The organism is Treponema sp. SP13 (assembly GCF_050938355.1).
Classification (GTDB): Bacteria; Spirochaetota; Spirochaetia; order Treponematales; family Treponemataceae; genus Treponema_D; species Treponema_D socranskii.
In genome coordinates, this window is record NZ_JADOVM010000003.1 from 157,049 (window position 1) to 179,857 (window position 22,809).

Consider the following 22,809-nt stretch of genomic DNA (forward strand, 5'->3'; position numbering starts at 1 on the left):
GGGGGTGCCGTAAAAGTGATTGCTTTTTCGACAGCCTCTTACTAGGAGGAAGGTTATGAAAAATACAATATTAAAAAATAAAAACAGGCGAACGGGGCGCGGATTTTTGTATGCTGCACTGCTGTTTGCGACGTTGATTGTATGCACGGCTTGTCCGCAGTACGTTTCGTTGGGCGGAGGCATAGATATTTTGCCTCCGAGCGGCGAAATCACTTATCCCGATGCGGGTGAAACTCCGATACGCGGAAGCTTTGTGTTAAAAGGCACGGCAAAAGACGACGAAGGCGTACAAGCGGTTTCGATTGTGTTTGAAAACATCGAAACGAAAGCGAAGACGCGTTCCTTTCCGGCCGAACTTTCATCCCCGAGTGCGTACAGCACATCGTGGACTGCAAACATAAACAATGAATCTACGGAAACGGAAGCCGCGCCTCATGAACTCGTAAAAATCTATCCCATACCCGACGGCGAATATACGGCCATCGTTACCGTTACCGACAGCGGCGGCAAAACGTCAAACTTTACGAAAAATTATAAAATCGACAATACGCCGCCGGTGTTTATCGTATCGAGGCCGTCGACGGTTGTAAAGATAACCGAGACGACGACTCCGCAGGCGGACGGTTACGGAGCGATCTTTTCGGTCGTAGGGCAAGCAGGGGAAAAAAATACCGTTGAAAAGCTGAATGTGTATGTTCCGGGAACGCCGCCGATCGATATGACCAATATGTTTGTCGGCAACAATATAAACGCGCAAGTCGCCGTTTACACTCCTACAGATGCTTTATACGGTTTACAGGCACAAGATAAAACGAAGCCTATCAGAAGCGAATTGTATTTATACGACAATGCCCGCGAATATACAGGCGACAACGCTTCAGGCGAAGGCAATAAAGCCGATTGGTACTATTTGTGGGATGACATATATACCGCTGTTATCGCAAAGGGGTATACGCCCGAAGTGATCAGCGATTATTTTGCCGGTAAAAAAGGGTCGGATAAAGACGATCACGATAAAAAAATAAAAGCATTGCGCGGCGACACGGCTGCTTTGGCTGCGCTTAAAACGGCGATGATAAAAATGAGCGAAAAGCGCAGCACTTTTAAACTGGAACCGAGCAAATCGCCGGGATTTAAAGTTATCGGCATAAAGAATTTGCCCGGAAATTCGTTAAACGTTTCGCAAGCGTCTTCACTGCTGTTTAAGTCGGGAAACGAAACGGCATTTTCGGTAGAGCTTATCCGCAACAAAGACAATACTCCGCTGGTTGGAGGTTCCGGCCTTGCGGCATATCAAGCAAGCAATATCGAAATCGTTTTGTTAAAGTGGAACGGAACCGGTACGCCGGAAGCCAGCTTTAAAAACGGTACAAATCTTGAGGAAAAATCGCTTGTAAAATTTCACGATTTGACGGATACAAGCCGTATCACGATGGAAGACGGAAAATTGCGCGTAAAATGCGTATTCAATCAGTCTTGGGGCGAAGGTTACTATGCCGTAAAGGTTAAAGGCACGGATAACACAGAAGATTCTTCGCATACCTTTGAAGCGTATGACGATTCCAATACGGCGAGCGGCGGATTTTATATTATAAACTTCCTTGCCGTCGGAACCGGGCCGAGAATACGACCGATCCGTCCGCAAGGGTTTAAAAAGGCAAATGCAAAATTCGTCCTTGCAGCTGATGTTACCGGAATCGATACAACAACCGGTCACGTCTATTGCAATATAGGTGCGAACGTTAACGATAGTGATATAGAACTTAAAAAAGCCTCTGCAGCAGCCAATGATCCGCGATATGAAGTAGAAGTTGAAATAGTTAAAGAATCGGGAAAGTACGTTATAAAATGGAAGGATCCTGCCGGAGTATCTAAACAAAAAGAACTTCCGGTCGGGTTTTCAGACGGAACTCATATAATTCACTTTTTAGGTAAAGCGGGTTCAGGTTCAACCGATACGGATAAAACAGACTTTACCTTTGATACAAAGGCACCGACGGTGGAGATAACAAGTCCCGATTTATCGAGAAGTCAGAGCGGTGATTTTACTATGCGCGGCTCGGTTATCGATACACCCAGCGGTGTAAAGAGCATAAAATATATCGTCGGTAAGCGAGATACCAACGATATAACGGTAAAACCGTCTGAAACCTCTACGGAATGGAAACCGCTTAGTTTGTCGGGAGATACGTGGGCTATCGGCTTTACCGGCACGGATAATATCACTCAAAAAGCCAAAGCTGAAACGCTTGGTAAAAAGGTTGAAGGGCTCGCAGCGGGAGTTGAACTGTATGATATTCCGATCTTCTTTTTAGTTGAGGATAAAGCAGGTGAAAGTACGCAAAAAGGCAATATCGATATTATCCTAAGAATAATAAGAGTAGACCCTAACGGAGATATCCCTGAAGTAACGGTGTTAACACCTGAGAAGGATAAAGTTTTAGGCGGTACGATCACTATTTCGGGGACAGTCAGCGTACCCAATCCTGCGGCGGGACAAGTCGGTTCCGTGTGGATTCAAATCACCGATAAAACAAAAACAGGGCATCCCGATCAACCTGATTTTGACCAGAGTGCCATGTTCGGCACAACCGACTGGTGTCCTTCCGGCGGAAAACAGTTAACCTCATATACGGCGGGAAGTCCGTATTGGTCTCAGGAAATAAATAGCGGTAAAGAATTTAATCCTCCGGGCGATACTCCGCGAACTATTTGGTTCAGATTGCGAGGTAAAAATACCGGTGGAGTCGAAGGGCAGTGGACATCACCCGTTAAAATCAAAATCGATAAAACCGCTCCGACCATTACCGGTATGAAGGTTGCGACGAGCGGTAATATCAATACGTCCGTCCCTTCAGGTCCGCTTAACCCTGAAAACCAAACCTATGTTTCAAATATGTGGATAAAAGGAGATGCGCTTTATCTATGTGCGGAATTGGCGCATAGTGCAGGTATAGAAATGATCTCTATAAGCGGTAACTACACTTCTCCGACTTCTTTGGTGGGCGATAGTCAAATAACCGGCTATAAGATCCATAATCAGCAATGCTTTGTACAAAACGGTAACAATTATAAAATGCAGATCCCGTTAAAAACTACGGCAAGCCCCGGAAGCAATAACGGCTTTACGATCAATATCACGATAAAAGCAAAGAAGTTGGATCCGACTGCAAGTGATCTGACGGCTTCAGATTCATTCTCTTTTAAATACGATAACAGTGCTCCTACAGCTGTGTTCGGTACAAAAATAGCTTCGTCGGGCACCGTACAGGTGAGCGAAACTTCGTTTACCGATCCTGCGTTGATAGGAAAAACAAATATCGACGCTTCAACAACGAAGTTTTTTGCTTCAGGCGAGGATATTGCAATTACCGGCTTCGACAGAAGCATCGGCAAGGTTACGCTTGCCTCCGCTCCGGCGCATCCCACAAAGGGTTATCTTATCTACAGCCCTATTGAATATCTGCGGCCTGATGGCACCGGCAAGGTCGGCGTGTTTGGTGCTGCATACGATGTAGGCGCGGGAGTTGAAAGGGTCAAAGTAAACTATAACAACGCTTCTGCAACCGAAATTACTTTAGAGGTACCGAGCGGCGTGCAAACGGATGTCGGCAGCGGAGATGTCAACTTTGTAACATGGAAAGGAGTGATCGATGTAGGCAGCTTTGCCGACGGTAAAGGAAAAATCGTTATTACTCCGATTGACCGTGCAAATAATGAGCATGCTCCGATTGAAGTACCGGTAAAACTGAAGAAAAATTCATTGAAGATAAGTTCTGTAGAGCTGGGAACGGATATTAACCGAAACGGCACTATTGCTAATGCCGGTTCTACGGTTGAAACCAAAACGTTGGCTCTGACCTATGATGCCGATAAGCCTAACGGTATCGACAGCGAAAAATACGATTGGCACGGTAAAGCCGATGGGGATGTCTTCAGGTTTAAAAATAATAAGTCGCAGATTAAAGTGGGTATATCCGGCGGGAACGGAACTAAAAAGTATACATTACGATGTGTAACAAATAATACGGATGTACACGGATTAACCGAATTATCGGCAGGCGTCATTACGCTGGATGCGGCTGCTTTTACTAAAATAGGTCAAAGCGACGATCTTACCGCGCCCGTTCCGAAAAAGCGCAAACTTCTGCTTACCGTATGGGATTCCGCGGTCGGTTTATCAGTCGGTACCGATACATGGAAGGCGGAACTGGAACTTGATGTTATCGTCGATACGAAGGACAGAATACCTCCTACAAACGAGATAGACCCGTTTGAATGGGTTTCCGAAACTAAAAACAGCTTGTACGGCAACAGCCGTGATAACGGACACATCGAAATAGGAACCGATTTAAATACAACCGTTTTTGACCAGACAAGCGGCCTTATGGATACGGACGATAAAGTTTCCGGCAAAATAAGTATTACCGGTACAGCTCACGACGATCAGGTTATCACTGAAATTTGGGCAAAGATCGACGGCTTTAAGTTTGACGGCATAGCCGGAGCTGCTGAAGGAGGAGAGACGAAACTTGCGACCTTTACGTCAGGTTCGTTCCCATCTGTCGGTGATTTTAATACAAAAGGCTGGCACTTCAGCGTCGTATCGAGTGACTTCAGTGTGGAAACCGGTCATACCGTTAAATGGCGGCTCGATTGGAATACCGCAAAGATAACAGGCGTTGTCGGAACCGATAAAACGATTACGATCAAGGTGAAAGATACAAACCAGACCAATGAGGTTGCAAAAAATCGTAGAGTCGATATTGTACCGTATATTACCGCTGTCAGCAGAAACAGTACATACAATACAAACAGAGCGAGAAGCGGCGCCATACCTTTGCTCCGCGGGGAAGAAGGCAATACGCTTACAGGTTTTAACTTTACAACAGCAGGTACTACTTCTTTAAAGATTACCGCAAATAAAGACGGAACCGGTTCTTCAGTTGCAATGGACAATCTTACTTTAAGTGGTGATAAGAAGAGTTTTACCTTTAAAGTTCCCGATACGGCAAAAGACGGATATTTGCATCTTGTTGTAAACGGTGTTGCCGCGGTGAATAATACAAATGCGTATACTGCAAGCAATATGGAAGATTCCAATACATACGGAACCGCAAAACATTCCGACGACAGGCTTGTGCATATCTGGCGTGTAAATAAGGAAGATACGTTTAAGGGCAGCAAAAATGCCATCTATCCGGCAATGAGCAAAGCAAACGACGGAACGCTGTATGCTTCGTTCAGTAATTACTCAAAGTCGGAAGTGTATTATTCAAGTGCATTTACGGGAAGCAGTACTGTTGCAGTAGGAGGAACCGGTACTACAAAGGTATTTACGGGATATGATCCGCCCGAAGAAACCGATATAACTGTTAGCGGAACGGAAGTAAACGTATTCTATGCTGCAAATTATCATGGGGGACGGGACGAGTTCTGGGGTGATGGCTTCACTTTTGATTGGAATGATACCAGCCCTACCGCTGCTGGCGGTATATACCTCTATGATAAAGATGCCACCAATACACTTGTCGGCAATGGCAATAGTGCTAAGATATACCGGTTTGAACTGTTTACCTACGATAATGAGTTGCAGCAGTTTAAAAACATACGGACAGTGCGTTCCGGCAATAACATCTATGTTGTCTATTATGACAGATTGACCGGAGCCGTAAAATTCTCATGGGTAGACGACAGCAAAACACCGGATACAAGCCTCAAGGCGCTTCCGTGGTGCGTTATAGACGGAAATACCGATGTAACCGATACGAATGGAACGGTTCCGGATCATCCGGCGGACTCATTTACATTTGTAAGCCCCGACGGTTCAACTTATGCATCTCCGTATGTACTGAGCGCTTCTGCTTTTGAAGACGGACTTTCCGTTTCACATACGGTGTGGGAATCCATTGCCGTTGCGACAACTATACAGGGCTATCCCATAGTAGTGTATATGGATGCTACTACGGGAAGATTGCGCCTTGCAAGAAGTACGTCAAAACAGCCCAAGTCATCAAGCGATTGGAAGATTCAGAGCGTTCTCGCTTCTTCGGATCCGAACGGCAGGCTCGCAAGCAACTACATAAGAGCCGGCATCGGTACTACCGACGGCTATCTGCATATCGCGTTCCAAAACACCAAGGGGCAGCTCGTGTACGTAAAGTCTACGAATACGTCCGATAACGGTTCAACAAAGTATGCGTTTGGAACTTCGGAAGTTTTGGATGATTCCGGTATGTCTATAGATATGACTATGAACGGCGCGACTCCGTATATCTCGTATGTGTCCCGTCCCAACTCATACGATGCTATCCGCATCGCTTATAAAACATCTATGGACTTCAACAATACGGGAACGGATGTGGAAGGCTGGGAAACCATGACCGCTCCTCTCAACGAGCGCGCTGCACACAGCCGTATCTGCATTGAAACACAGGCAAAATATTACAATACTGCGGAAAAGATGCCTGTTGCCGTAGGATTTACCACCGGTTCCGATTACCGTGCGGCATTCTATGTAGGAAAGTAAAAAAACCGCAGAAAATAAAAAGCGGGCTGCTCCGAAATACGGGGCAGCCCGCTTTGATTATGAATGGCAGTGTTGACGAAGTAAAAGAAGCAACGGCCGGTAAGCGGATGCTTGCCGGCTGTTTTTATATGAAAGGTGCGGTGTTCCGAGTCGTTCGGATAAAAGGGTTTGCAAAAGTGAAAGAGTAAGGGGATAATACAGGTGGGAATATTATGACGGACGGTTGTATTGTCCCGCTAGGAGGAAAAGATGATAGTAAGCGGTAATAATGAATTACGAGCGGTTTCAGGAATCTCTGCCGATGAAGAAAGAGATATTATGAACTTTCTGCAAGGTGCCGTGTATTGTTGGTGTAAAAATAGAAAAAATGAATGGTTCTCTCTACGTGATTTAATGGGAGGTGATAATTATTACTGGAATGATACACCTATGATTAAATTATGGGAAAAGCATAATAATTTAAAAAAAGCTGATCCTGTTGATGAAGCCGGAAAAGATGGTGGATGGTTATTAAAAAAAGTAGTGCATAAGGATAAAAGAAAATTTGAAACAAAAGAAGAAGATATGATTAGGAAGTATCGGTGGATATCATAAGAAGATATGCCACCGATTGGATGTTGCTTTACCGGAGATTTCACGATTTTATGAGATTGTCAAAAGATGTTCTTCAAACCGACCGAAGGAACATGAACCTTCTCATATTCATGCCTTGTATGGTGAATGTGTCGGTGTTTTTGATTTGAGAACACATGAAATGCCAAACGGTGATTTACCATCAAAAGCTCAAAACTTAGTTAAAGAATGGTTAAGCATACATGATAAAGAACTTCAAAAAATGTGGGATACTCAAACTATCGTGAAATTAGCTCCATTGGAGTAGAATATGATTCCAAGAATTAAATCAATTATTGATAGAAATGACTATAAATTAGAAGTTCTCTTTGATGATGGAAGGCGTGTCCTTTACGATGTTAATGAAGATATAAATCAGATTCCTGACTTTAAGGACTTAATATCAATAAAAGGTTTATGGAAACAATTCGCGCTTGATGAAAGCCGTACTTGTGTATATTGGAATGATAGAATTGATTTAGCAAGTGATTCTATTTACGAGTATGGGAAAATTATATAGTCATTTCTAAAACGGCATTTTCAAAGCCGAAAAACCAGTCGAGCCGGTTTGCGGTTTAAAACAATATTGGATTTCCGTGCTATTATAACACAAAACGGAGAATCTCGTGCAGTATTGCTTGATGTTCAATCTTATCAGGAAATGAAAAAGACTTTCACTTTGTTAAAGGTAATTCCATTAATACACAATTTAGCGGGTTATCTCTCGTCGGGGGTTGCGGCGGGGAATTTTTTTATGTGATGGGGAGTAACTGCGGAAAAGGCAGCGGGTTTGGTGAGGGGATCGGTATGAAGTATTGGATGGAACTGCCACAGGGGGAAAATTAAAACGAAATATGAAATATTGACTTTAGTATGAAATATGTGTATATTTTGAAGTAGGGTCAAGAGTGCTGCCTTTAAGCGGTGCGTCGAGTTTTCTCGCTTGGCTCTCTTTTTTTGTCTGGAGGATTTTCATGTATTTACTATACGTTGATGATTCAGGAGTAACTTCAGACCCAAATGTAAAGTATAGTGTTCTAGCTGGCTTTGCAACTTTTGAAAATCAAACATATTGGATTCAAAAAGCTGTAGATGATATTATGCTAAAATATATAGGCAGGGCAGATTTAGAATTACATGCAAGTCCTATAAGAAGCGGAAGAGGTATATGGAGAAGTTTTCCAAAAGAAAATAGAGAATCCATTTTAAGGGAATGCCTTGATTACGTAAAAAATAACTATCCTCGTCAGTTTATTCTTTTTGGTGCAGTAATTGATAACTCAACAGAAAATGTACCTGAGAATCTGTTTACACAAATCACAAGCCGATTTGATAAATTCTTAAAAAGAAAATACCTAAAGAATGAAGAATCAGCACGTGGTTTAGCCGTTTTTGATAAATCAAAAATGGAAAATCAATATCAGAACTGGTCAAAGATTTATCAAACGATGGGAAATCAATGGAAAGAAAAGTTAAACAATTTTTCAGAAGTTCCATTGTTTTTAGATTCGGAAATGTCTCGCTCTATACAAATTGCTGATTTAATAGCATTTTCATTATTCAGAAATTTTGAATATAATGATGATACATATTACTCAATAATTAAGGATTGCTTTGATAAAGAAAAAAATCTACAACATGGATTATATCTTTTGGAAAAAAATAGCATATAATTTTCACAAGCAACGGTATCCGGCAGTGCGGAAAAGGTCAGCGGTAAGTTTTATCATCGACCGATTGGATTATAGCTTTTCGATTTCAGATTTGGAAAGTCCCGTCATCAGACAAATTTCTGCCGGTGGATAGTTTCGCTCGAGCATAATCTTTGCCGTTTCAAGTGCTTTCCGGTAAGAGCCGTCTCCGGTGGTTTCCCGTTCATATACGATAAAAAAGGTATCGGATAACGAGCAATTGTTTTATTGTATAGAGGGAAAGTCTCTGTAGCTTTGCGGTTGCGAATGTAAGGTAAAATTTTTAATTCCCCATTATTCGTTAGTTCAGCGCTTCCACTTCCTGTACGGTTAAGCCGGTGGCTTGCATAATCTTTTGTACAGAATCGCCTAATTGCTTTAATATGCGCGCTGTTTCGAGAGCTTTTTGATGGGAATCGCGGACTTCGCCTTCTGCCAGACCGAGGGATTTGCCTTGAGATATTCCTTTGGCAAAGGCTATTTTGCCTGCTTCTTCTCTTTGTACCGCAATATCCGTATCATAGTCATATTCTGCCACCAACATATTGATCCCTCTCAAAAAACTTTTGCAGGAAGTATCAACTTCCGAAAAAGTTTTTTCTGTGCGCACGAGCGCACCCGTACTATAGTCGAGTTTGCGACGCAAACTCGAGATAAAAAGCGGAGGCACTATTTCAGTCGATGCTTTTTATCGTACCTCTCGCGATTTTCTTTTACCTCAAGCTCCAGCGGCACTTGTTCAGGTTTTACAATAAAAGCATCGGATAGTTTTCACACTGTAGTTTCAGGGTAGTCGTTTAATCCATTGTAAAAGACATAGAACTCAGGTGTCGGTATTTTTGATAGTGCCCTTAAATACCTGTCGGTTGGTTTTTGCAGTTTTTCATACAGTCTTGCGATGTACTGCAAAAAGCGTAGAGGCATATTCTCGTTTATAGTAGACTGATGTTCAGCAAGTACGATAATCTTATTGTCGACAAGGCAGGAAACATCGTTGATGATGTTCATATACATGACATTATCAAGCTTTATGTTTTCTACCGGGCATGAAAGCTGTAAATTGGTATTATGCAAGGCATTATACAGCGACAAAAAATTCTCTTTTGCCTTTTCATCTTCACTGAAAGTCAACAAATACCGAGTCTTTATATTTTCTGTTTGCCGTACTCATAGCTGTTCTCCCTTGCGTACTGCAGTGTAGCATAGATGATAGGATTTTGGAAGATATCTGTTTGTTGTCGCAGTGTCCCCAAAAGAAAATACCTGAAGAATGAATAATCAGCACGCGGTTTCAGAAATCTCTGTTATTATTTATTAACGATAAAAAAAATTAGATAACATAGTGCTTTTATACGGCGGGTCAAGCCTGCCATCTTCTTGCACCGATAAGATCTGGAAAATTTTATGAATTTATTATATAAATGATGAGAAAGCGAAGAAATATCAAACATACGCCTTCAGCACAAAACGGTATAATATGATGGTATCGACATCAATTATTTATATAAATTATTCTGATGATAAACACGCTGAAATATTTTTAAATAACATTGATCGTTTTTCTTATCATACAGATATATATGATGAACTTGAGATAGCGTTAGCCCGCGATATTTGTGTGCTCATATCAACGGAAGCGGGTTTTATTACACATTTCGGAATTGGAATGAAGGCAGGAAAAGTTGCTGCAAAAAAAAGACGTTTTAAACTTTCACCTGTAGTAAAAGCACAAAAACCGATCAATATTGAAGATATTATAAAAAAAGGAACAAGTAAAATTGCAAATTATTGGCAGAGCATTAAAACAACAGCTCATATAGCAAAAATTGATCTGAGAGTATGGAATGATTTCATTCTCTATTTACGTGACAATGATAAAGAAAACTTTGCTGTATTGGAAAAACTGTTTGATAGATCGTATCCCTGTATAAAAGAATCCGAGAGATATAGAGAAAATGCAGGATTCGAAGTGGATGCATTTACTTTAGCAATGAAAATAGCCGGTTTTGACTCATATTTAAAGCAAACTGAAGTAGATAAATATAAAAATAACGGCTCGAACAATTTAATAGCCAATCTTGATCGAATCATAGCTCGGGAAGATTTGATGATTATACATGATTCGGAAATTATTCAAGGAATGGACATTGATTCCAAAAATATGATTTCTACTTCCTTAAGTGATGGAAAGAATAGAATTACAATTCTATATGCAAACAGAATGCCGTTAGAAAAAACGCTCGGGGTAGACCTGATTTATGTTGATGAAAATAATAAAGTAATACTATTAGTTCAGTATAAACGGCTCATTGGGGCAAATACAAAATGCTATTACCCTTCGTCGGATGTGAACTTTCTAAAGGAAATGGAAACAATTAATGAAATTCAATCATTTTTAGCCAAACAAATAAGTACAGGTTATCGATTTAATAATGACGCATTTTATTTTAAGTTTTGCAAAGATATTCAACCTATTCAAAATCGAGACCTTGTTGACGGGATGTACTTGCCTTTATCATATTTCAACGAATTAATTACAAAAGGTCAACTGAGAGGTGAAAGAGGAGGAGTGAAAGTTTGTTATGAAAATGTACCTTCGTATTTTAATAATTCTCTATTTATATCACTGTTAAAAACCGGGTTGATAGGTACAAATATAGAAGGCTATAATTTAATCAATAAAGTTATCAATGAAGTCATTAAAACGGGAAAATCGGTTATATTTGCAGAATATGCAAAGTTTACTCAACATCCGATTCAATAATGACGAGATTTCGGAAGGAGAATATGAACGCCGCAGCACGATACGGCGTTAACGGAGTATTTTTTATAAAAAAATACGGTATGGATGAAACTCCCGTGTATATAAATGTAAAGCTGTATTTTCCGCCGAAAGATTTTACTAAGATGGAATTTCCGAATTATTCTTTTAAGTTTAATTAATATATCAAAAGTCTCGCGCCCGTTCCCTTTCCCCTGCCTGCACGCACCTTCCGCACATCCGCGCCCCTCGCGCTCTGCGGACGCCCGCGCGCAATGCAGCGTTATTTCCGCCCTGCTTCTACCGCTTCGTGCTGCTCTTCCAAAATCGCCATGACGCGGTCGACGATCTTTTGCTTTGCGTCTTCTTCGGTTTCCGGCAAACTCGCGAGCACGTTGCGCCGAAACTGTTTGCAATCGATGACAGGAGACGCCGACAGCGTAATTTTATCGTTTTCGATGAGATCCATCATCATATTGTCGGGGACTTCCGGATTGATGCGGAGGCAGTTGCCGTTGATCGACACGAGCAACATGACGTCGAAGAGGCGCAGATAGCTGTCGATTTCGCGCAGCCCGCGTTTCGTTTCGGGTTTGCCCGGCCTGTAGCGCGTGCCGCTTGGAAATACGAGAATCGCCTGTCCTCTTTTTTTGCAATCGTCCATAGCGTGCATCGCCGCCAAATTGATTTTGCGCGCGCGCTTTTTTTCTTCTTCGATTTTCGCTTCCGACTGCGCGTTCGCTGCGACTTTGTCGAGACTGCGCGTCGGATAGATGACCACTCGCGTAAAGCCTTCCGCCCACGCGCGCACGATCGGGCTTTCTTCGTTGAGCTTCATGCCGGCGACAGCGACGATCCGTTTCGACAAATCCTTTGCCCATATTTCTCCCTCACGGTCGAGCAGATAGCAGATTTCCGGTAAATCGAGGTTCGTATAGTGTTCCATCAAAATGAGACCGCTTTTGCCCTCTTCGGTTATCGCGCGGTAAAAAGCTTTGAAATTTTCGATATTGACAATTCCCGAACCCGGCAGCATGATTTCCGACAAGAGTTCATCCATCATTTTCCTCGTCAGAGGATTTGCTTCCTGATATACGTTTTCTTCATCGATCTTTGCAGCTGCGCGCGATGCTTCCGTAAGTTCGGCAAAATATTTTTTACATTTTTCTGCGAGGGGCACTCCCATGAAAGTCTCCTGATACTGAACTTCGGCACGATAAGCCGATACTACCGTTATAGTAAAGTTGAAAGCGCGATGTGTCAACGCTAAAATGAATTACGACACTTTGAACTCTTTTTGTCATACTGTCGAAACGGATGAATGACGGAAGATAATCGTTCAAACGCTGCTCATCGTACGAGAAAATACTCTTATTGCCTACATGACGTTTCATTGCTAAAATAGCGGCATGGGTATTGTTTCAATTGTACCGTATATTTCCGTCATCCATTCGGATATCCGTCATCAGCCGTTATTCGAAGGCTATTGGCCGATCCCGAACGGCGTGACCATCAATTCGTATTTTGTGCGCGGAGAAAAAACCGCGCTTATCGATCTCACCGCCGACTGGAGCGAAGCCGTTGAACTCTTGGAAAAACAGCTCGGCGAAATCGACGGCGGCAAAAAAATCGACTACCTCGTCCTCAATCACCTTGAGCCGGATCACACGGGATTTTTACCCGAGTTCGTAAAGCAAAATCCCGACGTCGAAATCGTCGCGACTGCAAAGGGATGCGCTCTCGTAAAAAATTTTATCAAAGCGGCCGACGGGTGTCCCTCTCTTAAGATCCGCGAAGTAAAATCGGGCGACGTGCTCGACCTCGGCTGCAGGACGCTCGCGTTTTACGAAATCCCGAACGTGCATTGGCCTGAAACGATGTGCACGTTCGATGCGGAGTCGGGAACGCTCTTCAGCTGCGACGCTTTCGGCGGCTACGGCACGACAGGCGAACGTGTATTCGACGACGAATTTTCCGAAAGCGAGCTCGCATCGTTCGAAGAAGAAAGCCTTCGCTACTATGCGACGGTTATCGCAAGCTTCAGCCCCTTTGTCAAAAAAGCGGTCGAAAAGCTCCGCGCCGAAAACCTTGCAATCAAAACGATTGCGCCGAGCCACGGCATCATCCGGAGAGCGCATCCCGAACGGATCATCGCCGACTACGAACGCTTTGCCTCTTACAACACGACGGGAACGGGTGAAAAAGAAATCTGCGTCATCTGCTCGTCCATGTACGGCAATACGAAAAAAGGCGCGGAAGCAGTTATGCGCGGCATCAAGGCGGCCGATGCGTCGATCAAAATCGATTTTTTGCAGGTTCCCGGAACCGACGATTCGCACGTGCTCGCAGCCGCGCTCCGTTCCCGCGGCATCGTCATAGCCGCTCCGACATACGAATACAAACTCTTTCCCGCTATGGTGCACATTCTCGATCTTTTCAACCGCAAGCACATCACCGGAAAAAAAGCGCTGCGCATCGGAAGCTGGGGCTGGTCGGGAGGCGCAAAAAAGGAGTACGACGAAATTTCGGCGCCGCTCAAGTGGGAACAGTTCGAACAGTACGAATGGCAGGGAGTTCCGACAGGAGCGGATTTACAAGCGCTCGAAAAAAAAGGCGCGGAACTTGCCGCGGCTGTTTTAAATAATTAGCGGCATAGGGGTTGTCTTAAAAGCCGGTCGCTTTTTCGGCAGCTCGTCGGGGTTTAATAAAATTCGACATTTGCTCTAATAAAATATTCAATTTATTGCATTTGGAGGAATCCGATGATCGGATACATCGTCAAATTATTCCGCGCGCTCAATTCGAATTCGAAGCCGTCGGAAATCGCAAACGCACTTTGCCTCGGGCTCATACTCGGATTTATGCCGAAAGACAATTTGCTGTGGTATTTGCTTGTCGTACTGTTTTTATTTATGCGGATCAACAAGGGCGCGTACCTTATCGCAATGGCGCTCGGCTCTCTCGCTGCTCCTTTGCTCGACCCGCTTTTCCATAAAACCGGCTACGCAGTTCTTACGCTTGCTCCGCTCGAACCGATTTTTTCATACCTGCTTGACGTTCCGTTCGTCGGTTTTACGAGATTCAACAATACGATCGTGTGCGGTTCTCTCGTCTGCGGCATAGTCTGCTATGTGCCGCTTTTTATTCTTGCAATCCTGCTGATTAAACAGTGGCGCACGGTCATCGCAGGCGCCGTCAAAAACAGCAAAATCGGAAAAGCGATCGGTGCGCTGCCGATTATTTCAAAAATAGCCGCAAAGGCGTCGGAGCTTGTGTAAGTATGAAAACAACAGTCGCTAAAACGCAAAAAACCGTTCCCGCAAAAAAACTCCCCGGATTGTTAAAAAAATCTTATACGCGAAAACAATTCGAAAAGAAAATACTGAAAAAAATATACGTGGCGGCGGATAAAGAATTTATTAATAATTATTTTACCGCCGATGCGGATAAAACGGACAGCGTGCGCATCCCGAAAAATTCGGAAATCGTCAAAGCGGATTTTATCCGCCTTAAAACTATCGCAAAAGAAATACGGCAGCAGAAATTCGGCATCAAGCTTATCCCGCTTGCGGCCCTCGTCGGCGCCATAGTCGCCGTTTGCGTCGTTGTCGGTATGTTTAAAAACATCATCGTAAAGCGCGCGATCGTCGCGGGAATGCAAAGCGCTTTCCAAGCAAAAACCGACATCGGCTACCTCGATTTTCAAATATTCGGCGCAAAGCTTACGATAAAAGATTTGCAGCAGGCAAACAAAAACGATGTGATGAAAAACATCTTTCAAGTCGGGGAAATCACGTTCGATTTCAATTTGACCGAACTGCTGCGCGGCAAATTCGACGCGGAAAACATCACCGTCGCGGACGTGCTCATCGGTACCGAACGGAAAACGTCCGGCTATATTCCGATAAAACAAAAGCGCGAAGAAAAACAAAACGAAAGCCGCATCGCCGACATGCAAAAGGCGCTCCTTGCCGACGTGCAAAAAACGCTTTCCGACACCTTTGCCGAATACAATCCTCAAACGATTATTAAAAATGTCGAAAGCAATTTGAAATCTCCGGCGATGGCGGAAAGCACAAAGGCTGCGATCGAAGAGACGGTCGCAAAGTGGAAAGATACGCCTCAGTCGATGGAAAAATCGATTCGCGAATTTTCAAGTTCCGTCGATACTCTTATCAAAACCGATTGGGCGGGCGTAAAAGATCCCGTAAAATTAAAAGAAGCGCTCGACGCGGTCAACGCTGCCGTCGTGCAGGGAAAAAACATAAAAACGCAGACTGAAAAAATTGCCGCAGACTTTAAAAGCGATACCGAAACGGCCGAGCGGCTTTCGAAAGAAATCGTGGCTGCGATCGCGTCCGACAAAGCGCTCATCGACAAAGAGATTGCCAAATTCAAAACGCTCAAAAACGACGGCATCGGCGGCGTCTTCAACAAAGTACTCACGGCGTTTATGTACAATTTGTTCGGCACGTATTATCCCTACGTGCAAAAAGGGATCGATACGGCACTTCAATTTAAAAGCAAAGCTGCTCCGAAGCCTGCAAAAAAGAAAGCGAAAAAAGTTTCACGACGCATGAAGGGCACGGATATCTATTATAAAAACGATACCGTTCCGAAGTTTTTAATCGAAAACGCGTACGGTTCGGGTGCAAACTGGAGCGTGTCGGCAAAAGAAGTTTCAAGCGATCCCGACAAGCGCGGAAAGCCCGCAGAGCTTTCCGCCGCTTTCGCCGTTAAAGGAATCGACAACGCGATAAGCGCCGTTATCGACGGGAGACGCAAAACGGATAATCCGCTTTTGTCCGCAAAGTACAGCGGATCGGGTTTTCCGCTTTCGCTGAAAATCGACGACGCGTATTCGCTTGCCGCGCACTCGTCCGCCCTTTCGTGCACCGTACTCGGCGATGACGACGGAAGCTTTCGCGTACAGGGTGCACTCGATATGAGCGGTATGAAAATCGCGACTCCGTCTTTCGAACCCGCTCCCGTATACGAAATCTACCGCAAAGCGACGGAACGGTTTACCGCGCTCAAAGTCGGCTTTACCGCAGGCTACGCGCTCGAATCGGGCATTGTGCTGTCGATCGACACGGACGCGGCCGAACGATTTGCCGAAATTTTCCAAAGCATGCTCGCCTCGGAATTGACGTCGCTCACCGCTTCCGCGCGCGAAAAAGTAAACGAACTGCTTGCCGAAAAGACGGGCGGCGTCTCAGCTGAAATCGCAAAGCTTACGGATATTCAAAACGGCATCAAACTGCAGGAAGCGAACTTCGGCGATATGAACGCAGCGCTCGAAAAAGCGCAGCGGGACATACTCAAACAGCTTGCCGGCCAAACCGGAAGCGACGCCGTACAAAAAGCCGCCGGCGCACTCAAAGGATTGTTCGGAAGGTAGGACAATCATACGCCGCCCCGATGCGATACTATACGCAGTATCGCATCGGGGCGGAAAAGCGTACGCACGAAAACATTTTACAACACCAACGATACGACTTTATTGACAAAGGCGCCGATAGGAATAAAGTCGATGCCTGTCGCCCGCTCGGCTGCGATGAGGGCGAACAAAGCGAAAGTGCCCCATTGCATAAAGCGCGCTTCTTTTTCTTTGCTGAAGTTCATCCCCGAAAAAAATACGTGACTGCCGTCGAGCGGCGGGATGGGTAAAATATTGAAAATAAATAATCCGAGATTGATCGTCGCCGTATAGAGGAGCATGTAAAAAACGGTTTTGTACACGGCAAACAGCGGCAAAGACGAAATGTGAATGCCCGCAAGGCTGAACAATTTTACAATAAAAAGAGAAACGATACCGAGCGCAAGATTCGACAGCGGGCCCGCAAGCGCGATGATGACTCTGTCCCGTCTCGGATGTGCCAAATTCCGCGGGTCGAACGAAACGGGTTTTGCCCAGCCGAAACCCGCGATGACGATAAACAAAAAACCGATCGGGTCGATGTGTTTGATCGGATCGAAGGTGAGCCTTCCGTCCGCTTTTGCCGTTCCGTCTCCGAGCTTGTACGCGGCGAGTGCGTGGCAGTATTCGTGCAGTGTAAGCCCGATGACGATTCCGGGCAGGGAATACAGGGTATCGATGATGTCAAAATGCATACGAAGCATTGTATTGCATTTTTACAGCGGTGACAATGCACGCGATGTACGGCGAGACGAAAACACGCGCCTTTTCCGTGTCGTCACCGTGTATCGTCGATATCGCTCATGACATCTTTCCTCTCTTTTGTTATGATGGATTTATGACGATTTTACAAAGCTTTTTACTCGGTGCGCTTCAGGGCGTAACGGAATTTTTACCGGTTTCCTCATCCGGTCATCTTGCCGTCGCGCAGCATCTGTTTTCGCTCGGTGATGTGCCGCTTTTATTCGATGTATTTTTGCATCTTGCAACACTCGCTGCCGTTGTGCTTTATTTCAGACACAGCATTTTGAAACTTTTTTGCGCGCTCGGTAGGATGATCGCGCGGCGTCCCGTCGTTCCCGGCATTTCAGGCGAAAGCGGTTTGACGAAAAACGATGAAGCTTCCCGCAAAACGGTTACCGCCGTCATCGTTGCAACGCTTGTGACGGGTGTTATCGGCATCGCTGCGGAAAAAATGCTGCCGTCGCTTTCGATACGATTCGTGTGCGTGCTCTTTATAGTTACTGCGCTCATTTTGCTTTTTTCTCAATATGCGAGCAAAAAGAAAGAGGGCGTAAAAGAATCAACCGGCGTTTCGTGGAAACAGGCGCTTGTCGTCGGAGCGGCTCAAGGTATCGGAACGCTGCCCGGCATTTCAAGGAGCGGCTCTACGATCGCAGGCGGATTGCTTTCCGGCGTCGGTCGTGCGGATGCGGGTGAGTTTTCGTTTATCGTTTCGATTCCGGCGATCCTCGGTGCTTTTATCCTCGAGCTTAAAGACTTCGATACAATGTCGGAATCGATCGGGGTATTGCCGATTGTAGTCGGCTGCGCAGCCTCTTTCGTCGTCGGCTATGCGTCCCTGTCGATTCTCATGAAAATTATTAAAAAAGGAAAACTCGGATGGTTTGCGTGCTATCTGATTCCGCTCGGCATAGCGGGATTGTTATTTTTTAAATAAGCGGAGGCAATTATGCGTTTATCTAAAATTATTAAAATTGCGGTCATCGTGCCGTTGTTTGTCATTGGCTTGCCGGTCGCAGCCGATTCGGATTCTTCCGTAAAACGGGAATGGAAAGAGTTCGGTAAAAAATCCGCCGACGCGTTCAAATCCTTCGGCAAAGCGATGGGTGAAACCGGCAAAAGAATCGGAGAAGATATACAGAATTCGCTTACTCCGAAATATTACGGTACGTGGGTATACGAGGGGACGAGCGAAACGACGACGATCGAAATCAACGAAGATAAGATGATGACGATTATGCAAAAAGCGGCGCTCGATATCCGATATTGGAAGGGAACGTATTCGGCGACGCAGGCGCTCATCGTTTTTACCGTCGAAAAATCGGGGACGGATACGGGGTATTCAAAGAGCGAATCCGATGACGAAAAGACGTGGCGGATTTTATATTCGTTTGATGAAACGAACGGTACGCTTACACTTCGCTGTTCGCATATTCCGACCGACAAAGACGGTCACGATTTTTCCGAGCCGACGATTTTTAAAAAGCAAAAATGAGTGCAAGACGATTTTTCAGAATGATTATTGATTAATAATATAATCGGTGCCGCCGGCTTGCGGGAGTGCGAATATGCAAAAGGTTTTTATCGATGTAAAAGAGCTTGAAAAGCGCATGCATAAAGTTTTCGGCATCACCGAAGACGTGATGATAGAAAACGCGGCAAGCGCGCTTGAAAGTGAAGTACGGAAAGCCCTCTATGATCGAAATACCGTACGGGCTTACGAAAAACGGCCGGTTTATCGAACGGAACGGCCGAGCACATCAAATGCGGCACATCGCGGGACAGTATTTTCGAACGATGTGCTTATCGTGTGCGGAAGCGGCAACAACGGTGCCGACGGTTATGCGCTTGCCCGCAGGATCGCAGGCGATATTCCCGCCGCGGTGTACGCCGCTTGTGACGCTAAAACGGAAAACTGCAAACGGGAGCGGGATGCGGCGCTCGCAGCCGGTATAAAACCGGTAAGCCGACCGGCATTTTTCAAGCTGCTTACATCGGCTGCGATCGTCGTCGACTGTCTATACGGTACCGGTTTTCACGGAACGCTCAGGCCCGACGTTTCCGCTCTTATCGATAAGATCAATAATGCTTCGTGTTTCCGCATTGCGTGCGACATACCGAGCGGCATCGACAAGCGGGGTGCGGTTTCGACCGAATACAAACATAGGCCGCTTGCGTTCAATGCCGACTTAACGGTTTCGATGGGTGCGCTCAAAGCGGCGTATTTCGGAGACGCGGCGAAGGACTTTTGCGGAATTATTAAAAAATACGGTATCGGCGTAAGCGCTCTCGTATTTGAAGAGGATGCCGCAGCCGACCTATACCTTCTCGAAGCGGACGATATGCGTCTTCCCGTGCGGACAAAAAAATCTGTACACAAAGGAAACTTCGGACACGCTGCGATCGCTGCAGGAGAAAAAGCCGGAGCTGCGATTATCGCAGGAAGCGCGGCGCTCGGTTTCGGTGCGGGGCTTGCGACGCTCATCGAAACGGAAGAGAAAGCGACATCTCGATTTAAATTGCCGCCGGATTTGATGATCGCACAATCCTTTCCGAAAAACACGACTGCGATTTTACTCGGAAGCGGATTCGGGCGCGGTCGGGCGGAAGCCTTTCAAAACGTATGCACGCAGATCGAAGCGTACAAAGGTGCCGGTATCGTGCTCGACGCCGACGCATTTTATTACGGCGATATTGTAAAACTGCTCGATGTGCTTTCGAAGCGCCGCACGAGGGTTATACTGACACCTCATCCGAAAGAATTTCAATCGCTTTTGAAGTTATGTGCGCTCGGCGACTATACGATCGGACAGCTTGCGGACGATAGGATCGAAATCGTCAAAAAATTTTCCGCGCGCTTTCCTCATATCGTGCTCGTGCTCAAAGGCGCGAATACGGTAATCGCGTCGGAGCGCGGCGTATTTGTAAGCGTCGAAGGAAATCAAAGCCTCGCAAAAGCCGGAAGCGGCGACGTGCTTGCAGGTCTCATCTGCGCGCTGCTCGCCGAGCGATACGGCGCCCAAGATGCGGCCCTTACGGCAGTCCTCGCACACGGCATCGCATCTCAACGCTTTCCATGCTCGTACAATTTGACGCCGTTGAAATTGATCGATACCGTCGGAAACCTGATGAACGAATCGCAGCCGGTGTGAATGCCGCGCGCAAGGCTCACGGCACGGACAGGGCGAAGCAAACGTCGAAAAGCTGTAAGAACGGCTTACCGTCTCTCATGAAATATCCGCTTTTTGCCGAAATTTATATGATATGTCTGCAAAACAATCGAAGGCTTATGCGGAGCCGGATTTTTGGTCGAAAAAAGCGTTTTCCGAGGGCTACCCCGCGCGGTCGGTATACAAGCTGCAGGAGATCGACGAAAAATTCGATTTTATTCCGAATCCGAAAAACTGCAATGCCCTCGATTTGGGCGCATCACCGGGCAGCTGGACGCTGTTTTTGCTGCGGAAGTTTAACGGGGAAGGGCATATCGTTTCATGCGATTTGAACGAGCTTGCAAAAAACGTCAAGGGCGATAATTTAACCTTTATTCAGGGCGATTTGAATGAAAAAGCGGTCAGAGAAAAGATAGGATCGCTCGGACCCTACGATATCGTCGTGAGCGACGCCGCCCCGCTTACAACGGGCAACCGCATCGTCGATACGGCTCGCTCGGAGCAGTTGGTCGATATGGCACTGTGGTATGCCGAGTCGATGCTGAAAGCCGGCGGCAATATGGCGGTAAAGATTTTTCAAAACGGCAGCCAACAGGCGCTGCTGCAAAAGATGCGCGGCATGTTCGAATCGGCGAAAGGATTTAAACCCTCCGCGTGCCGTTCCGAATCGTTTGAAACTTACCTTGTCGGCATCGGAAAAAAGTGACGAGCTGCCGCGGCACTTGCAATGAGCGCGAAGCTTTCCGCACAAGGGGCAGGCTTGCTGCCGGAAGTGCGGCGGCGGATCAGACGCTCGATTGATATTTGCGGTAATTTGAGGTACAGTATGTTCATATACGGTTTGAAAAAAACGGCGGATGCTATGATAAAAAAGTTACGCGCTGTATTGTATACGCTCATCCCCTCGCAGGGCGGGCGGCTCGTGTTCCGCAGCATTGCGGCATTTTGTTTCGGAGCCGCCGTGTGCGCCGGACTTGCAGCTCTTGCGGGCGGCATACGTACCGAAAACGGCGTCGGCGGACTTGAAACGCCGGGCGTTCCGAAATTTTCCGAAGATGTCCTCCCGATTGCCGATTCCTCTGCTTCCGACGAAGATATCGCTTCCGCTGCCGCGTTGCTTCCTGAAAGCGAAGCGTCGGCAAAGGAGCTTACGTATTTTACTTACCGCGTCAAATCGGGCGATATGATCGGCGTCATTGCCGATACGTTCGGCGTAACGCAGGATACGATTATCAGCGTAAACGCCATCCGTCAATCGCGTCTTTTGCAGGTCGGACAGTATTTGAAGATTCCGTCGATGCCCGGCATCTTATATACGGTCAAGCAAAACGGGGAAACGCCTGAAACGGTTGCAGCGAAATTCGAAGTGAGTGCGGATAAGTGTGCGCTTGTCAATTCGCTTTCCAAAACGGCGGCGATGGATTCCGGCGTTACGATTTTCGTTCCCGACGCGGAGCTCGATTGGGTTACAAAACAGGAAATCAACGGAGACTTGTTCAGGCGGCCGCTGCACGGACGCTATTGGCTTTCGTCGTATTACGGATGGCGGAAAAGTCCTTTTACCGGCTCGCGTACCTTTCATTCGGGTATCGATATGGCCGCTCCTCACGGTACGTCGGTGTATGCGGCACTTCCGGGTCGCGTCGCGGCCGTCGGCTACAACGAAACTTACGGCAATTATGTCATCATCTCTCATCATTCGGGGTATCGGACGCTTTACGGTCACATGAGTGCGGTAACCGTCGTACGCGGACAAAACGTCGACATGAACACGCGTATCGGCCGTGTCGGCAATACGGGGTTGAGCACGGGACCGCACTTGCACTTTACGGTTTTTAAAGGCGGGAAGACGGTAAATCCGCTCGGCCTGCTGCGATAGGGGC

The 22,809-nt window shown here is 46.0% G+C and carries 18 protein-coding genes and 1 pseudogene; 16 read left to right on the forward strand and 3 right to left on the reverse strand.

Annotated features, from left to right (window positions below; translation table 11 throughout):
- The first annotated feature begins 55 nt into the window (after positions 1 to 55).
- The 6 genes from IZU26_RS06935 to IZU26_RS06960 all read left to right on the forward strand — a co-directional run bounded on the left by IZU26_RS06935 (position 56) and on the right by IZU26_RS06960 (position 8,814).
- Positions 56 to 6,529, forward strand: a complete 6,474-nt coding sequence (locus IZU26_RS06935) for a hypothetical protein (protein WP_433277823.1) — start codon at positions 56 to 58, stop codon at positions 6,527 to 6,529.
- Positions 6,530 to 6,588: 59 nt separating this feature from the next.
- Positions 6,589 to 6,717 carry a hypothetical protein gene (locus IZU26_RS06940; protein WP_433277825.1) on the forward strand — a complete coding sequence of 43 codons (129 nt, stop codon included), beginning with the start codon at positions 6,589 to 6,591 and terminating at the stop codon, positions 6,715 to 6,717.
- A gap of 61 nt (positions 6,718 to 6,778) precedes the next feature.
- Positions 6,779 to 7,123, forward strand: coding sequence for a hypothetical protein (locus tag IZU26_RS06945; protein ID WP_433277828.1), 345 nt, complete (start codon positions 6,779 to 6,781; stop codon positions 7,121 to 7,123).
- 16 nt (positions 7,124 to 7,139) lie between these two features.
- The gene (locus IZU26_RS06950) at positions 7,140 to 7,409 is read left to right on the forward strand and encodes a DUF4160 domain-containing protein (protein WP_433277830.1); all 270 of its coding nucleotides are present in this window, start codon (positions 7,140 to 7,142) and stop codon (positions 7,407 to 7,409) included.
- A 3-nt stretch (positions 7,410 to 7,412) separates the two neighbouring features.
- Entirely contained in the window at positions 7,413 to 7,661 is a 249-nt protein-coding gene (locus IZU26_RS06955) for a DUF2442 domain-containing protein (protein ID WP_310822398.1), read from the forward strand.
- Positions 7,662 to 8,115: 454 nt separating this feature from the next.
- Entirely contained in the window at positions 8,116 to 8,814 is a 699-nt protein-coding gene (locus tag IZU26_RS06960; protein WP_310822397.1) for a DUF3800 domain-containing protein, read from the forward strand.
- Positions 8,815 to 9,133: 319 nt separating this feature from the next.
- On the opposite strand, the pseudogene IZU26_RS06965 reads toward IZU26_RS06960, so the two are convergent.
- A pseudogene (locus tag IZU26_RS06965) lies at positions 9,134 to 10,003 on the reverse strand (hypothetical protein).
- A 309-nt stretch (positions 10,004 to 10,312) separates the two neighbouring features.
- On the opposite strand from IZU26_RS06965, the gene IZU26_RS06970 reads away from it, so the two are divergent.
- Positions 10,313 to 11,596 (forward strand): hypothetical protein, encoded by a 1,284-nt coding sequence (locus tag IZU26_RS06970; RefSeq protein WP_433277831.1) that lies wholly within the window; start codon positions 10,313 to 10,315, stop codon positions 11,594 to 11,596.
- A gap of 23 nt (positions 11,597 to 11,619) precedes the next feature.
- Positions 11,620 to 11,775 (forward strand): hypothetical protein, encoded by a 156-nt coding sequence (locus IZU26_RS06975; RefSeq protein WP_433277833.1) that lies wholly within the window; start codon positions 11,620 to 11,622, stop codon positions 11,773 to 11,775.
- Between the two features lie 101 nt (positions 11,776 to 11,876).
- On the opposite strand, the gene IZU26_RS06980 is transcribed toward IZU26_RS06975, so the two are convergent.
- Positions 11,877 to 12,779: a 1-acyl-sn-glycerol-3-phosphate acyltransferase gene (locus tag IZU26_RS06980; protein ID WP_433277835.1), complete on the reverse strand. Its 903-nt coding sequence runs from the start codon at positions 12,777 to 12,779 to the stop codon at positions 11,877 to 11,879.
- Positions 12,780 to 13,002: 223 nt separating this feature from the next.
- On the opposite strand from IZU26_RS06980, the gene IZU26_RS06985 reads away from it, so the two are divergent.
- From IZU26_RS06985 to IZU26_RS06995, 3 genes are all read left to right on the forward strand, one after another.
- Positions 13,003 to 14,241, forward strand: coding sequence for an FprA family A-type flavoprotein (locus IZU26_RS06985; protein ID WP_433277837.1), 1,239 nt, complete (start codon positions 13,003 to 13,005; stop codon positions 14,239 to 14,241).
- 114 nt (positions 14,242 to 14,355) lie between these two features.
- Positions 14,356 to 14,871, forward strand: a complete 516-nt coding sequence (locus IZU26_RS06990; protein ID WP_021329383.1) for a TIGR03546 family protein — start codon at positions 14,356 to 14,358, stop codon at positions 14,869 to 14,871.
- A 2-nt stretch (positions 14,872 to 14,873) separates the two neighbouring features.
- Entirely contained in the window at positions 14,874 to 16,994 is a 2,121-nt protein-coding gene (locus IZU26_RS06995; protein WP_433277839.1) for a TIGR03545 family protein, read from the forward strand.
- Between the two features lie 77 nt (positions 16,995 to 17,071).
- Here the strand turns inward: IZU26_RS06995 and IZU26_RS07000 are convergent, their stop codons facing one another.
- The gene (locus IZU26_RS07000; protein WP_433277841.1) at positions 17,072 to 17,707 is read right to left on the reverse strand and encodes a site-2 protease family protein; all 636 of its coding nucleotides are present in this window, start codon (positions 17,705 to 17,707) and stop codon (positions 17,072 to 17,074) included.
- 143 nt (positions 17,708 to 17,850) lie between these two features.
- On the opposite strand from IZU26_RS07000, the gene IZU26_RS07005 reads away from it, so the two are divergent.
- The 5 genes from IZU26_RS07005 (at position 17,851) to IZU26_RS07025 (ending at position 22,805) form a co-directional block, all read left to right on the forward strand.
- Positions 17,851 to 18,693, forward strand: a complete 843-nt coding sequence (locus IZU26_RS07005) for an undecaprenyl-diphosphate phosphatase (RefSeq protein WP_433277843.1) — start codon at positions 17,851 to 17,853, stop codon at positions 18,691 to 18,693.
- A gap of 12 nt (positions 18,694 to 18,705) precedes the next feature.
- Complete coding sequence (locus IZU26_RS07010; RefSeq protein WP_021329397.1) at positions 18,706 to 19,251, forward strand: hypothetical protein; 546 nt, start codon at positions 18,706 to 18,708, stop codon at positions 19,249 to 19,251.
- 73 nt (positions 19,252 to 19,324) lie between these two features.
- Positions 19,325 to 20,908, forward strand: coding sequence for an NAD(P)H-hydrate dehydratase (locus IZU26_RS07015; RefSeq protein ID WP_433277845.1), 1,584 nt, complete (start codon positions 19,325 to 19,327; stop codon positions 20,906 to 20,908).
- Positions 20,909 to 21,020: 112 nt separating this feature from the next.
- Positions 21,021 to 21,632 (forward strand): SAM-dependent methyltransferase, encoded by a 612-nt coding sequence (locus IZU26_RS07020; RefSeq protein ID WP_021329422.1) that lies wholly within the window; start codon positions 21,021 to 21,023, stop codon positions 21,630 to 21,632.
- Between the two features lie 156 nt (positions 21,633 to 21,788).
- The gene (locus tag IZU26_RS07025) at positions 21,789 to 22,805 is read left to right on the forward strand and encodes a peptidoglycan DD-metalloendopeptidase family protein (RefSeq protein ID WP_433277847.1); all 1,017 of its coding nucleotides are present in this window, start codon (positions 21,789 to 21,791) and stop codon (positions 22,803 to 22,805) included.
- Positions 22,806 to 22,809: the final 4 nt, after the last annotated feature.

Coding starts and splice junctions, on each gene's coding strand:
- IZU26_RS06935 (WP_433277823.1), top strand. CDS start 56: ATGAAAAATACAATATTAAAAAATAAAAACAGGCGAACGGGGCGCGGA.
- IZU26_RS06940 (WP_433277825.1), top strand. CDS start 6,589: ATGAATGGCAGTGTTGACGAAGTAAAAGAAGCAACGGCCGGTAAGCGG.
- IZU26_RS06945 (WP_433277828.1), top strand. CDS start 6,779: ATGATAGTAAGCGGTAATAATGAATTACGAGCGGTTTCAGGAATCTCT.
- IZU26_RS06955 (WP_310822398.1), top strand. CDS start 7,413: ATGATTCCAAGAATTAAATCAATTATTGATAGAAATGACTATAAATTA.
- IZU26_RS06960 (WP_310822397.1), top strand. CDS start 8,116: ATGTATTTACTATACGTTGATGATTCAGGAGTAACTTCAGACCCAAAT.
- IZU26_RS06970 (WP_433277831.1), top strand. CDS start 10,313: ATGGTATCGACATCAATTATTTATATAAATTATTCTGATGATAAACAC.
- IZU26_RS06975 (WP_433277833.1), top strand. CDS start 11,620: ATGAACGCCGCAGCACGATACGGCGTTAACGGAGTATTTTTTATAAAA.
- IZU26_RS06980 (WP_433277835.1), bottom strand. CDS start 12,779: ATGGGAGTGCCCCTCGCAGAAAAATGTAAAAAATATTTTGCCGAACTT.
- IZU26_RS06985 (WP_433277837.1), top strand. CDS start 13,003: ATGGGTATTGTTTCAATTGTACCGTATATTTCCGTCATCCATTCGGAT.
- IZU26_RS06990 (WP_021329383.1), top strand. CDS start 14,356: ATGATCGGATACATCGTCAAATTATTCCGCGCGCTCAATTCGAATTCG.
- IZU26_RS06995 (WP_433277839.1), top strand. CDS start 14,874: ATGAAAACAACAGTCGCTAAAACGCAAAAAACCGTTCCCGCAAAAAAA.
- IZU26_RS07000 (WP_433277841.1), bottom strand. CDS start 17,707: ATGCATTTTGACATCATCGATACCCTGTATTCCCTGCCCGGAATCGTC.
- IZU26_RS07005 (WP_433277843.1), top strand. CDS start 17,851: ATGACGATTTTACAAAGCTTTTTACTCGGTGCGCTTCAGGGCGTAACG.
- IZU26_RS07010 (WP_021329397.1), top strand. CDS start 18,706: ATGCGTTTATCTAAAATTATTAAAATTGCGGTCATCGTGCCGTTGTTT.
- IZU26_RS07015 (WP_433277845.1), top strand. CDS start 19,325: ATGCAAAAGGTTTTTATCGATGTAAAAGAGCTTGAAAAGCGCATGCAT.
- IZU26_RS07020 (WP_021329422.1), top strand. CDS start 21,021: ATGTCTGCAAAACAATCGAAGGCTTATGCGGAGCCGGATTTTTGGTCG.
- IZU26_RS07025 (WP_433277847.1), top strand. CDS start 21,789: ATGATAAAAAAGTTACGCGCTGTATTGTATACGCTCATCCCCTCGCAG.